Annotated in this window: 11 protein-coding genes; 4 read left to right on the top strand and 7 right to left on the bottom strand. The window is 60.4% G+C overall.

The annotated features are described in order from the left end of the window. Positions 1 to 4: 4 nt before the first annotated feature. The 3 genes from AC3IR3_RS00440 to AC3IR3_RS00430 all read left to right on the top strand — a co-directional run bounded on the left by AC3IR3_RS00440 (position 5) and on the right by AC3IR3_RS00430 (position 5,238). Positions 5 to 1,714 (top strand): alpha/beta hydrolase, encoded by a 1,710-nt coding sequence (locus AC3IR3_RS00440; RefSeq protein WP_489195104.1) that lies wholly within the window; start codon positions 5 to 7, stop codon positions 1,712 to 1,714. Between the two features lie 269 nt (positions 1,715 to 1,983). Beyond that, the gene (locus AC3IR3_RS00435; protein WP_489195103.1) at positions 1,984 to 3,462 is read left to right on the top strand and encodes an alpha/beta fold hydrolase; all 1,479 of its coding nucleotides are present in this window, start codon (positions 1,984 to 1,986) and stop codon (positions 3,460 to 3,462) included. Positions 3,463 to 3,573: 111 nt separating this feature from the next. Then, a complete protein-coding gene (locus tag AC3IR3_RS00430; RefSeq protein ID WP_489195102.1) occupies positions 3,574 to 5,238 on the top strand; it encodes an alpha/beta hydrolase in 1,665 nt (554 codons plus the stop codon). 43 nt (positions 5,239 to 5,281) lie between these two features. On the opposite strand, the gene AC3IR3_RS00425 is transcribed toward AC3IR3_RS00430, so the two are convergent. The 3 genes from AC3IR3_RS00425 to AC3IR3_RS00415 all read right to left on the bottom strand — a co-directional run bounded on the left by AC3IR3_RS00425 (position 5,282) and on the right by AC3IR3_RS00415 (position 8,987). Further along, entirely contained in the window at positions 5,282 to 6,475 is a 1,194-nt protein-coding gene (locus tag AC3IR3_RS00425) for an OprO/OprP family phosphate-selective porin (protein WP_489195101.1), read from the bottom strand. Between the two features lie 98 nt (positions 6,476 to 6,573). Continuing rightward, a complete protein-coding gene (locus tag AC3IR3_RS00420; protein WP_489195100.1) occupies positions 6,574 to 7,722 on the bottom strand; it encodes an MFS transporter in 1,149 nt (382 codons plus the stop codon). Between the two features lie 80 nt (positions 7,723 to 7,802). Beyond that, on the bottom strand, positions 7,803 to 8,987 hold the full coding sequence (locus AC3IR3_RS00415) for a serine hydrolase domain-containing protein (RefSeq protein ID WP_489195099.1): 1,185 nt from the start codon (positions 8,985 to 8,987) through the stop codon (positions 7,803 to 7,805). 111 nt (positions 8,988 to 9,098) lie between these two features. Here AC3IR3_RS00415 and AC3IR3_RS00410 point away from each other — a divergent pair, with 111 nt between their 5' ends. Then, on the top strand, positions 9,099 to 10,004 hold the full coding sequence (locus AC3IR3_RS00410) for a LysR family transcriptional regulator (protein WP_489195098.1): 906 nt from the start codon (positions 9,099 to 9,101) through the stop codon (positions 10,002 to 10,004). Positions 10,005 to 10,081: 77 nt separating this feature from the next. Here AC3IR3_RS00410 and glnA read toward each other — a convergent pair whose 3' ends face one another. The 4 genes from glnA to AC3IR3_RS00390 form a co-directional block, all read right to left on the bottom strand. Beyond that, positions 10,082 to 11,494, bottom strand: a complete 1,413-nt coding sequence (glnA, locus tag AC3IR3_RS00405) for a type I glutamate--ammonia ligase (RefSeq protein WP_489195097.1) — start codon at positions 11,492 to 11,494, stop codon at positions 10,082 to 10,084. Positions 11,495 to 11,801: 307 nt separating this feature from the next. Next, complete coding sequence (locus AC3IR3_RS00400; RefSeq protein ID WP_489195096.1) at positions 11,802 to 12,095, bottom strand: SURF1 family cytochrome oxidase biogenesis protein; 294 nt, start codon at positions 12,093 to 12,095, stop codon at positions 11,802 to 11,804. 153 nt (positions 12,096 to 12,248) lie between these two features. Then, entirely contained in the window at positions 12,249 to 12,641 is a 393-nt protein-coding gene (locus tag AC3IR3_RS00395) for a hypothetical protein (RefSeq protein WP_489195095.1), read from the bottom strand. Between the two features lie 3 nt (positions 12,642 to 12,644). Beyond that, positions 12,645 to 13,577 (bottom strand): RHS repeat-associated core domain-containing protein, encoded by a 933-nt coding sequence (locus tag AC3IR3_RS00390; RefSeq protein ID WP_489195094.1) that lies wholly within the window; start codon positions 13,575 to 13,577, stop codon positions 12,645 to 12,647. Positions 13,578 to 13,670 lie beyond the last annotated feature (93 nt).

Here is a 13,670-nt window from a genome sequence, read left to right as displayed (position 1 = left end):
TTCGATGAGTCTCGTTCTCGCATGGCTCGTTGCCGTTCCGGCCACTGGCAGCGAAATCCAGCCGCCCGTCTTCAACACACCTAACGTGCCGGTGGTGCCGATCCAGTGGGGCGAATGCAGTAGCGATCACGTAGGCCCCGGCGCCAGTCTGCTCGGCGAACGCGTGCGCTGCGGGCAATTGACAGCTCCCCTGGATCACCATAATCCAGCAACGGGCACCATCGATCTCGCCTTGATCCGCGTGCAGGCCGAAAAACCGGACGAACGCCGGGGCGCATTGTTCTTCAATCCAGGTGGTCCGGGCATCAATCCCATGGAGGTTGCCCCGCTGATATCGCTGCTATGGACGGAGGCGAAATCGGACAGCGACATTCATGGCACAAAGAAGCGTCTCAGCGAAACGTACGACCTGATCGGCATTGTGCCCCGTGGCCTGCGCGGAGGAACGACATTCCACTGCTCTGCCCCCGAGGATTTCACCATGTTCAACGATATCCTTCTCGATCGCAGCGAACGCAATATCGCCGCCGTGGATAACGCGTCGCGTCGCTTCGCGCACGCATGCCGTTCCCATCCGTTCTATACGTACATAAATACGGAGCAGACGGTCTACGACATGGACCTGGTGCGTCGATCGCTCGGCGAGCCCACGCTCAACTACTACGGCACCTCGTATGGTACGTGGCTGGGGACCTGGTATGGCATGACCTATCCACAGCATGTCGGGCGCATGCTCCTGGATTCAAGCATGGACTGGACGGCCACCATAAAGGACAATTTCCTTGCAGGACCGCCCGCATTTCAGCGTCGCTTCGATCGACTTGTCGCCCGCCCCGCCGCACGGCAATCCACAATGTTCGGGCTTGGCGCGACGCCACAGGAAGTAACCGACCAGCTAAGCGGACTGTTGCCACGGGTACGCATGGCATGGGCAGATAAGTTCAGGTCACCCGAGAGCATGCTCGCCGCTGTGGCCACATCAACCTGGCTACGAGCCAAGCCCGATCTCACCAAAGCCGAACTGCGTTTTCTTATCGCCAACCACGAATTCAGCGCGGACCCGGCAGTGTCCCTCGCCGCACGGGCAGAGGCGAGACGCATTGTTCCAGCGTATTTTCGCAAAGCATTCTCCCTGAGATCGCTTCGACTTTCCCCCGTTGTCTCCGTCGCCGTTGCTGTTCGCTGCAACGATACGGAAACCGAAAATGATGCCGCTTACTGGCAATCCCTTGCGCTGGATTTCTCGCAGAGATACCCCGCAGCCGGCGGCAACGATCTCTTCTACTCATGTGCCTTCTGGGGAGGGCCAAGTACGGTGCGCCCACCTATGGAACGATTGAGGGCAGCGGGCAAAGTGCTGATGGTCCACGCGGAACACGACCCGACCACGCCTCTCGAAGGTGCCGAACGATCGTTCGCGACGCTACCGGACGCCCGAATGATCGTCGCCAGAGGTATCGAGACACATGGTGTCTTCGGCAACACGCATGCCGCCTGCATCGACGCGACGGTAGGACGTTTCCTGCTCGATGGCGTACTGCCGTTGGAACGCCGTACGGACTGTGCGATATCCACGGAAGCACCGCAACCGACGGATCATTTTCGCGATGCGGGCAAAGCACAGGAGCTTCAGGAACATCTCGGGCGGATGTTCGCGCAACGCCCGCTAGAAGGCGACCTCGGGGTCGTTCCGGACGGCGATGGGACGCCATGAAGGGTCCTTTCGCAAACGTTCGAAAGTTTGCGGGTTTCGCCATGATTACGGCACTTTCAGGGCATGCGCCGCTTTTTTTGCGGACGACAGGCGATAGATTGCCGCCTCGCCTTCCGGAGATTGCCGCCACTCCCATCCGGTGGGGTGAATGCAGCGCCGATCTTGTCGGCACCCGCGATATGTCGATGCTGCCATTGGCCGGGTTGTGATGATCCAGGGGAGCGGTCAACTGTCCGCATCGGAGACGCTCGCCAAGCAGAAGGCCGCGCTTGCGCATCCGCGCTGAAAACGAACACGAGCGACGCGGTGCGTTGTTCTTCAATCCCGGTGGACCGGGTGCGAATCCGATGACTTATCTTCCGCTGATATCGCTGCTGTGGGAGAAAGCAAAGGTCGACAGTCCTGTGCACGAAACCAAGAAGCAGCTTAGCCGGACCTACGACCTGATCGGCGTCGTTCCCCGCGGCCTGCCCGGAGGAACGACATTCCGGTGTTCGGCGCCCGAAGATTTCACGATGTTCAACGACATCCTTCTCGATCGCAGCCTGCGCAATATCGAGGCGATCGACGAAGCATCGCTAAGCGTAGCGCAGGCATGTCGTTCGAATCCGTACTACCAGTTTATCAACACCGAACAGACCATTTACGACCTCGAGCTGGTTCGCCAGTCGCTCGGTGAACCAGCTCTCAACTACTACGGCGTCTCCTACGGCACATGGCTAGGGGTCTGGTACGGCATGACCTATCCCCAACACGTGGGTCGGATGCTGCTGGACTCGAGCATGGACTGGACGTCGAACATAACCGACAACTTCCTGCTGGGACCACCCGCCTCGCAACGTCGCTTCGATTACCTGATAGCAGGGCCGGCATCGTCGCAGCCGAACATCTACGGGCTCGGATCGACGCCTGAAGCCGTTAACGCTCATCTGAGCAACCTGACTCAAGCGGTCCGCATTGCATGGACGTCGCAGTTCCGCTTTCCGGCAAGCATGCTCGCCGCGGTTGTCACATCCAGGTGGTTGCGCGAAAACCCGGATCTGGACAGCACGACGTTGCAAGCGATGGTGGACGGCCATTCATTCAGCCCGGATCTTGCCATCACGGCGCTTGCCCGCGCCGAAGCGAAACGCGTCATCCCGGATTACGTTCGCACACCATTCTCCCGCAGGTTGCTACTGCTTTCTCCGGAGGTATCCGTATCGCTCGCGGTGCGTTGCAACGACACGGTCGCCGTGGAGGATCCAGCTTACTGGCGGGCCTACGCTCTGATGTTCTCTATGCAGTATCCGGCCGCCAGCGGAAACGACCTGTTTTATCCATGTGCATTCTGGGGTGGACCGAGTGCGGTACGTCCTTCGATCGAGCGACTGGAGCGTGCCGGACAGATACTGATGCTGCATTCGGAATACGACGCCGTGACCCCACTCAGGGGAGCCTTGCAATCCACGACGACGCTATCCAACGCGCGGATAGTGATTGCCATGGGAGCGGCGGCGCACGGCGTTTTCGGCAGCACGGCGTCGGCCTGTGTGGAAGCTGCTGCCGGTCGCTTCCTGCTCGACGGTGTATTACCGGAGCAACGGCGCACCGAATGTCCCATATCCGCACCGGCGTCGCCGGCAAGCCACTTTCGCGATGCAGGCAAATCGCTGGAAATACAACAGCAACTGGGACGGCTGTTCGCAAAAAATCCCTTTGCCGGAATACTCGGCGAGGCAGCAACGGAAGATGAGGCATCGCCGTGAGTTCCGGCCGTCGCGCTGACGGAAAAGACTGACGCACCAAGATGATTGTGCCTACTCACTTCCTATCAGTCGCTGTCTAAGCTGCCGTGCTTTACTCACACGGAAATCAACATGAAAAGGAATCGATTCATCGTCGGTGGTCTCGCCGCTTTGCTACTGCAACAGGCGGCTTTCGCTTCGCCGCCCAACCAGGGCGTCGCCGACATTGAGTGGGAAAGTTGCGGCAGCGCCATAAACGACGACACGGCTCTGAATCTCGGCAGCCGTGTGCAATGTGGCACGTTGTCTGGGCCAATCGACCATCTCCGTCCTGAGTTGGGACAGACCGAGCTAGGCCTTGTACGCATCACAGCCGAGAAACCGGCCATGCGCGAAGGCACTATTTTCTTCAGCCCGGGCGGACCGGGTCAGAGCCCCGTGGCTTTCCTTCCGGAGATCGTCGAGTACTGGGGGCTTATCGAACCCGACGACGTTATCCATGGCGATAAGAAACGCCTCGCCGAGCGATACGACTTCGTTGGCGTCGTTCCGCGCGGCCTCCCGGGTACCCAGCTATTCAATTGCTCGCCGGAGCCGGGTCCATACAATGTTCTGGCGTCCGATCTCAGTGCCGGCAATCTCCACGCCGCCGATCAGGCCGCACGCGATCTTGGCTTCCAGTGCTCGCGAGATCCCTTCCATTGGTATATCAACTCGGAGCAGGCGGTATACGACATGGATCTCGTGCGGCGGTCGCTGAATGAGCCGAAGCTAAACTTCTACGGCGTTTCCTACGGCACGTGGCTGGGCTCATGGTATGGCGCGATGCTTCCCGGGAATGTCGGGCGCATGCTTCTCGATTCCAGCATGGATTTCACCGGCAGTTTCGACGATGCCGTTCTCGCGGCCGCCCAGGAAAAACACCGGAGATTCCTGCGTCTCGCCGTAAAGCCCGCGATCGCACAACCCCATCTCTATGGCCTGGGTAACAACGAGGAGGCGATCGTCGAGCGGTTTGGCAACCTGCCACAGCGTGCCCGTGCGGAGTGGGCGACGAGAGTAACCTCACCCGAGGCACTCGCCGCCGCACTTACCATGGCAGAGTGGGTTCGCGCCGAACCGTTGATGGCGAAAGCTGCTTTCACGATGCGCGTGGAAGCACACACGTTCAGCCCGGTGAGGGGTATCAACATAGCCATAAAGTCGTTCGCCAACGAGCTTGTTCACATGTACTACGGCGATAATCCCGAGGCGGCACCACTTACCTCGCCGGAAGGCCTGTCGGTATATATGGCCGTGCGCTGCAACGACACGGCCAGCAGGACCGAGCCGGATTACTGGAATGGCGTGGCTCGCGAGAACGCGCAACGCTATCCCGGTGGCAGCGGCAACGAAGCGTTCAATCTGTGTGGCTATTGGGGTACGCGGGTCACACGCCGGCCTTCAATGGAGCCGCTGCATTCCGCAGGAAAGATTCTCATGATTCAAGCGGAGCACGATGTATTTACCCCGCTAACGAACGCCACGAAGGCGCTGAACGTCTATAACAACGCACACATGGTCATTGCCCGCAACATGAGTGGTCACGGAATTTTCGGGCAATCCGATACACCGTGCGTCGAAAAGGCGGCGGGACGGTATCTCCTCACCGGTCAGGTTCCGGCGGACAAGCTTTCCGGATGCGATTTCGTTCGCGAAGGTGCCGGGGAACGCTCCGGGCGCTCGGCTTTCAGCAACCCGGAAAGAGCACGCGTCTTGCGCACCTATCTCCGGCGCAATCTCGGAAACTCCCTCTGAGCTTGCCGACCGGATGGGACATTCTCCGTCCCATCCGGTCACTTCAGAACATGACCTGCGCCCGAACCTCGACGACGTTCGGATCGATACGTAGATCGCGTCTGTCGCTGGTTGCGCGAACGTAGTTACCCTGCAATTTCAGATAACGATTGACGTACCAGTTGGCCCCGAACGTCCAGTCGCGCTCCGTGCCGCCCAGAATAGGGCCATCGTCCAGATCGAGTTCGCTGTAGCGCACCGCGAGTTCTACAGCACCCCATCGGCTTTTCGGTTTTACATCGGCGACGTTGCCGCCGCTATACCCCCGCGATTCGCCCGTGAGTATCCAGCTACCGAACGCGTAGTATCCGCTTGCGTGGTAAGCAGGACGCGCATCGTCGAGATTCACTTTTGCCGTCAGGTATTCGCCCTGAAGCGAATACGGTCCACGGATCCACAACGCTTCGAATCCACGACGATCGACATAGTCGGTCGGTGTGAGCGCGCCCGAGTCGATCAACCGCTGATCTACGAGACCCGCTTCCGGTCGCGCGCGCAAGCGTGACGTCGGTGGGTGATACACGCCGCGGCCGTCGGTAGTGCCTTCGGGCTCTTCGCGCGAAGCGGACACCCCGAGGTGAAGCACATCGCCCGGCTTGTTGAACGGTACCCACGCCGCGCGACCCGCGATCATGCGCCCATCTGCATCGCCTTGCAGGTCGCCGCCGGAGTAGTAACCGACGTTCAACACGTAGTGCGGGCGCTGCAACGCCCAGTCGACGCCGATGCGCCGACCGGCATAAATCGCCTGAACCGGAAGCGCGGTTTCGAGGAAGGTCGTCGAGCCGGTACCCGTCACACCTTCGAAACCTACCGGCGTCTTGTCGTAGCCGAAACGAATCGCGCCCGCGTCGGTTCCGAACAACGCCTTGGTCTGCACGCGCATATAGACGTCCAGCCAGGTCTTCGCCTGAAGATCGAAAACGGCGGTGGCATCGTAGACATCCTTCTTGCGGACGTAAAAGCCGAATTCCTTGCGGCGATTCGTCTGACTGTCCTCGAACGTGCCCCCGTCGTGAGAGAAGCGGTCGATGTCGTACTGATACTTCACGGCAAGACCGAGATCGGTACCGTCCGCGAAAACATAGTGCGTAGGCCAGTTGTTGCCGAAGCTGTACGGCGTACTGTCGCCATCGGCCGCAACGGCGGCGACTGGCGCGAGCAAAGAAAGCAGGAGCACCGGAAGGCGCTTGGTCATTATGAGTCCCCGGAGGCGAGCGGCGGCACGCCCGCTTGTGTATACCGCAACTTATAACGACCGGACTGTGATGTTCTTGAGGATTGGTGCGATTGCCGTTACGTAGTCCCTTCCCCTGCCGGGAAACCGTGACGCCTGGCCTTGCTGGCGATCGCGAGCGCCATGGCGAGGAGGACGACGGGTACCCACGGCAGGAAAGCCGCTCCCCGCACATCCAGCACGACGCCGCCTACAACGCTGCCCGCCGCAATCGCGATGTTCCAAACCGTGACGATCAGGGACTGGGCGACGTCGGCCGCGTCGCCGGCCGCCTGTGCCGAGGCGGTCTGGAACAGTGTCGCGGCCCCTCCGAACGCCAGTCCCCATGAGGCAACCGCGACGCAGACCACCGGAACGCTGCTGCCCCAAGCGCCAAGCGCGACGGCGGCGAGCATGAAGACCGCGGTGCTGACCAGGATCAGGACGCGCAGCCACCGGTCGATCAGCGCACCCACGATCCAGATGCCGAGTAGCGACGCGCCTCCGAACAACAGCAGGATACGATCCAGCCGGCTCTCGCTGTTCGACTGCTGTAAAAGCGGGGCGAGATAGGTATAGAGGACGTTGTGAGCCAGAACGAAAAAGAGCAGCGCCAGAAGCACGGATCTCAACCCTGGTAACGCGAGAACGGAGCGAATGCTCAGTTGCCGTTCCGCGAGCTGGCCGGGGAAGTCGGCGACCGACCAGCGCATCCATACCAGCAGTCCGAGTGCCATGACGGACACGATACCGAAGGTGCAGCGCCATCCCACGATGGCCCCAAGCCACGCCCCCGCCGGCAGCCCAAGGGAAAGCGCCAGCGGCGTGCCCACCATGGCGACGGCAATGGCCCTGCCCCGAAGTTCCGCCGACACCATGCGACTCGCCTGCCCGGCGATCAATGCCCAGAGCACGCCTGCGCTTACGCCCGCGAAGAACCGTGCCACCAGCGTGACAGCGTAATTACCCGACACCGCCGTCACGAGGTTGACCACGGCGAAGCCTCCCACCGCCAGCATCAACAGCGGTCGCCGGCGCCAGCTTCGTGTTGCCGCGACGAGCGGAATGGCTGTCAGCAACGACCCCATGGCGTAGGTTGTCACCAGTTGTCCCACCAGTGCCGGCGAGACCGCCAGGCCAGCGCCCATCTGAGTGAGCAAGCCGGCGGGCAGCGCTTCCGTAAGAATGGTGATGAACCCCGCCGTAGCCAGTGCGAGAAGTGCGGACAACGGCCAACGCCCGACTTCCGAAGGCGAGGCAGAGCTTGAGTCGCCGCGTGAGAAGGCGGCGAGTTCCGCGTCACACCCGCTCACAGCGTCGCTCCGTCATCGAGCGAGGCATAAACGGCATCGCGAAGATCGCCGACGAACTGCCCGGACATACCCTCGTAGAGGGTGTTGGTGAATGCCACCACGGTCAGCGAACGCGCCGGGTCGACGAACCATGAGTGCCCGTAAGCGCCACCCCAGCGCCATGTGCCCGGCGCTTCGGGCGTGGCGGCCGCCATCGCGTCGTGCAGCACCGAAAAGCCCAGTCCGAAACCGTAACCAGGCGCATCGGGCGGTCCCGCGTCACCCGTCTGGTTACGGCCCATCTCGGCCACGAACGAAGCGGGAAGTACCGGATCGCCGCCCTGTCGAAGCGCTTCGAGCAAACGCAGCAGATCGGGTGCGCTGCCGACCATGCCTGCGCCACCGGACGGAAAAGCACTGGCATCGAAGGCACGTTTTGGCGAGTAACGAATGCCGACCGCCCCTTCGAACGGGGTAACCACTTCGCCTTCGCTCAAGATATGAGGTCCGGAGGTGTCGCCTGCGTAGGCAACGGCCAGCCTTGCGGAATCCACGGCATGGAAATCCGTATCGGACATGCCGACCGGTTCCGTGACCCACCGACGAACGGCGCTATCCAGAGACTCCCCGCTTACCTTCTCGATCACGCCGCCCAGAACGTCGATGGCAAGCGAGTAGCACCAGGACGTGCCCGGCATATAAAGCAGCGGCACGCTCGCTATGCGACGCAGGTTTTCCGTCAGATCGAAGTCAACCTCGTCCATGCCATCGGATACCTGCGCCCGCGCGTAAGGGCCATCCTCCGACGCCTCCAGAAACCGGTATCCGAGGCCTGCGGTGTGGGTAAGCAACTGGCGGATCGTGATATCCGGCACGCTGCCATCGGGCAGGCGCGGGCGGAAGTCGGGCAGCCAGCGGTGCACCGTGTCGTCGAGGCCCATGCGCCCTTGCGCAATCAACGCCATGACGGTCGTCGATGCGATCGGTTTACTGATCGACGCCAGCCGGAACAAAGTATCCGTCCGCATCGGACGCCGCGCTTCGCGGTCCGCAAAACCGTCCGCGCTTTCATGGACGATCCGGCCGTGATGCGCGACAAGAACGACCGCACCGACCAGCCGCTTTTCGTCGAGGGCACACTGGATCGCGCGGTCGACCGGCGGAAGCCTTTCGAGGCGAGCGATAGAGGGGAATGAAGACATGCGGCCGCCTTAGTGGGTGAGGAAACCCAAGATAGGCACTGCCATATTCCGGAATAAGTAGGCTAAGGTTCCCTCATACACGGACATTGTTGTCCGCAATGGCCTTCCCTTTTGGATAACTTCAGCAGCTTCAAGGTGTTCGTCCGCGTCGCGGAAGCACGCAGTTTCGTGGCCGCGGGGCGCGCGCTGGGCGTGTCGGCTTCCGCCGTGGGGAAAAGCATCTCGCGCCTGGAAGATCGGCTCGGCGTCCGACTGTTTCATCGCAGCACGCGCAGCCTCGCACTGACTGCGGAAGGTCAGTATCTGTTGGAACGGTGCCGACGCATTTTCGCGGATGTCGAAGATATCGAGACCGAGCTGTACCAGACCGTCCGCGTCCCGCGCGGCCGGCTTCGCGTCAGTCTTCCGCTCGTGAGCGGGCTGGTGCTGCCCGTGCTGGCCGACTTCATGCGTGCTTATCCGGACATCCAGCTAGACCTGGATTTCAGCGACCGGCTGGTGGATGTAATCGAGGAGGGATTCGACGCGGTCGTACGAACGGGAAAGCCCGCCGATTCGAGACTTGCCGCGCGCCATCTCGGCTCGTTCCGACTCGTGCTGGTGGGCTCGCCGGATTACTTCAGTCGCTATGGCACGCCGGTGCAGCCATCGGAACTGGCTAACCATGTATGTCTGCACTACCGGTTTCCCACGACCGGCAGGCTCGAGGTGTGGCCCTTGCGTGGCGAAGCGGGCATGCCGGAGCCGCAAATTCCGGTCTCGATGGTCTGCAACAACATCGAGACGCGTCTGTGTTTCGCGATGCGTGGTCTCGGCATGGCGTGCCTGCCGGATTTCTCCGTTCGGGATGCCCTGTCCAACGGAACGCTGCGCACCGTTCTGGATGCGCACATGGACCGGGTCGTCCCGCTCCATGTGCTCTGGCCATCCGGCCGGCATCTCTCGCCAAGGCTTCGCGTGTTTATCGATTTCTTCAGCGAGCGCGTGCTGGCGCCGTCACTTGCTCAGTCGTTGTAGGGACGCTCGCGAGGGCTCTTACAACAAAAAAAACGGGCGCCTGGGCGCCCGTTTTTACTCGTACACGCAAAGCGGAATCAGAGTGCGTAGTACATCTGGAACTCGAGCGGATGCGTGCTGGCCCGGTAACGGGTCACTTCCTGCATCTTCAACGCGATGTAGCCGTCGATGAAGTCGTCGGTGAAGACGCCGCCGGCCTTCAGGAAGTCGCGATCCTTGTCGAGCGAGACCAGCGCTTCGTCGAGGCTGGCGCAGACCTGCGGGATGTTCTTCTCTTCTTCCGGCGGAAGATCGTAGAGATCCTTGTCGGCCGGCGCACCCGGGTCGATCTTGTTAATGATGCCGTCCAGACCGGCCATCATCAGCACGGTGAAGGTCAGGTAGCCCGACTGCATCGGGTCCGGGAAGCGGATTTCGATGCGGCGGCCCTTCGGGCTGGAGACATACGGAATGCGGCAGCTGGCCGAACGGTTGCGCGCCGAGTAGGCGAGCATGACCGGCGCTTCATAGCCTGGAACCAGACGCTTGTAGCTGTTCGTCGTGGAGTTGGCGAACGCGTTGATGGCCTTGGCATGCTTGAAGATGCCGCCGATGTACCACAGCGCGATCTGCGACAGGCCACCGTAGAGGTCGCCCGCGAAGAGGTTCTCGCCGTTCTTCGACAGCGACTGGTGCACATGCATGCCCGAGCCGTTGTCGCCGACGATCGGCTTCGGCATGAAGGTGACCGTCTTGCCGTTCTGGTGGGCGACGTTCTTGATGACGTACTTCATCGTCATCAGTTCGTCGGCCTTCTTCACCAGCGTATTGAAGCGCGTGCCGATTTCGCACTGGCCCGCGTTGGCGACTTCATGGTGATGCACTTCGACAACCTGGCCCAGCGACTCGAGAACCTTGCACATGTCGGCACGCAGGTCGCCCAGGGTATCGACCGGACTGACGGGGAAATAGCCGCCCTTCACGCCCGGACGGTGGCCGGTGTTCTGGCCGTCGTACTTATAGCGCGAGGACCATGCGGCTTCTTCTGAGCTGATTTCGTAGAACACGCGGCCCATGTCGTTCTGCCAGCGAACCGAATCGAAGATGAAGAATTCCGGTTCCGGGCCGAAGAACGCCGTGTCGGCGATGCCGGTCGACTTCAGGAAGGCTTCGGCGCGCTTCGCGATGGAACGCGGATCGCGGCCGTAGGCCTGCATGGTGCTGGGTTCGAGCACGTCGCAATGCAGGATCAGCTGCTTGTGGGCGCTGAACGGATCGAGGTGTGCCGTATCCGGGTCCGGCATGAGGACCATGTCCGACTCGTTGATACCCTTCCAGCCCGCGATGGACGAGCCGTCGAACATCTTGCCGTCTTCGAACGTGGATTCGTCGATGGCGTGGGAGGGGAACGTGACGTGGTGATGCTTGCCGAGGATGTCGGCGAATCGCAGGTCGACGAACTCGATTTCTTCGTCCTGGATCAGGTTCAGCACTTTCGCGACGGCGGACATAAAACAAACCTCGAGTGGATGGCGGAGTGCATTTAGCAAGGCGTGTGCCAAGCGGGGAGGCCAGCAGGATCAAGCCTTTGCAGCATAGCCGGAGGTTTGGGGCGTGGCTACATGCGCCAATCTGGTGCAATTAAGGCATTGAATGCACCATGGCGAACCCGCCCAACCCCCATTGCAGGAGCCTGCTTGCGGGCAAAAGCCAACGGAGCGAAGAAGAAGGACACTCATCTTCGCGAGCCCGATGGCCTGGCTGCGGATGTCACGCACATCTTCACCGCTCCGTTGGCTTTCGCCCGCAGGCGCGTTCCTACAGAAAGCGGCGGTTGGTGCGGCGCAGGCGGCGCTCGTCGCGACCGACATACCCGATGCCGCCGGCCACCATCAGCGCAAGCGCGAACCAGGTGATGGCGTAGACGAGGTGATTGTCGGGGAAGCGGATCACAGTCAGGCCGCCGACCCGGGCGATGCGCGGATCGGATAAACCGGATAGTTCGGCGTCGATGAAGAAAGGAGCGACCCTGGACAGACGCCGCGTTTCGGCGATGGCCCGCACGTCGCGCGAGTACCAGTGTTCCCGCGCGGGATCGTTTTTCTGAAGCATCGCGCCATGAGGTTCGCTTCTTTCATGTTTGCCGCGTCGTCGCACATCATGGTGCTGGATATTGCGGGCCGAATACTTCCCGCCACTTCTGCCGGCGAGACCACTGATAGTTGTCATCATTGTAGGCAATGGCTTCAACTGTCGTCGAGTCAATCAATTCGTCTGAAAAACACCATAGGGACCATTTACCGATTCGTAATAGTTTCCCTCAATGTGTTTCAAAAACATCAGATAAGTAGAACCCACGGCACAACAAACTGGATCATCCTCGGCAATAGGACCGTCGAAAATCAGCGATGCGTTTTCGATGAGGATACCCTTTAAGGTCTTCAATACCTTGAGCGATGCGCAGCTACTCATCTGCAGACATTGCGTCGTCGATACAGATGAAACCCGGGCGATCACTACCACGTCTGACTCGGTGACTTTTTGTACGAGGGGAAGCTCCTTGACCTGGTTGCTCCAGCAGTTGCTAGCGAAAAAAAACAACGCCGTAGCTAATACCATCGCGAAACAACGTTTCAACAGACCTAATCTAAAAACCATGGGTTATTCCCTATGCGATGGTTCCAGTGCACGCTTGCCACTTCCGGGAATTTCACTACGAATCTTGTTTTCGTCGTCAACCGCGTTCCCAGTTGCTGTACCCAACAGATGCGGTATCGCATGACCAACTAATTCATGTCCGAGGATGTCTTCCGGCCCGTCGCGAAGCGCGGCGCCCGACACTGTCTTAAGGGAAGTGTTCGCATTTCCAGAAATCGTGACCTTCTGATCGCCACCCGTCCGCTTCCCTATGGTGACACCCCCTCCTGCATGAGCATCAACGCTCTTCGTCTCTTTTGATTTTGGGTCTACGTAAGTCTGACCAATGGAAACGGAAATCGTGTCCTTGGATGCAATTGCGGCCTTCAAGTCGGTACCGTAGGTTTCGGAGAGATTCGCCTTCCCCTCTGCGACGCCCGTTACTGTCAGGTTCCCATCTTTGTCGACCCCAAAACCTCCGGCTGCTCTCGCATTAACATAGTTGAGCAATTTGACTTCTTCATTTGCCAGATGAACGACCGTTCCTGTCGGGTCAGTGTATTTTGTCGGATTGTTGTTCCCATAACTGTATCGATTGAAGTTAAATAGGTCGCCCTCCTTGAGCGCAACCGGATCGGGACCGATAAACCTCGCCGCGCTCGCGTCGTAATAACGCGCCTGCATATAAACAAATCCCGTGTCCGGATCATCGACGTGGCCGGTATAGCCCGGCCCACTCTCCGATGGCCCCATTACCTTGCCGCCGTACGGCGCGTAATCGAATGTCCTCGTAATATTTCCGGCACCACCGGTCTCCGCGAGCGGTGTCCCCTGCGGATCGGTGTAGTAGTAAGTCACGACCTCCGCCTGTTGGGCATGCACGGCATAGCTGAAGAGCAGCACGATCAAACAGCCGTACGAGCCACGCCTATTACGTTTCCCTTCATTGACGTCCATTGCCCCATCCTTCCCCTTGGCCGATTGGCCGAATATACCGAATGCAGGGAGGTGGAGGTTAGCGGACTCACTTCGAACGCAGTAATAGGGCTA

This window comes from Luteibacter sp. GL_149 (assembly GCF_057834065.1).
Note: the sequence above shows the minus strand (reverse complement) of the source record. Positions and strands in the feature narration are given on the sequence as shown.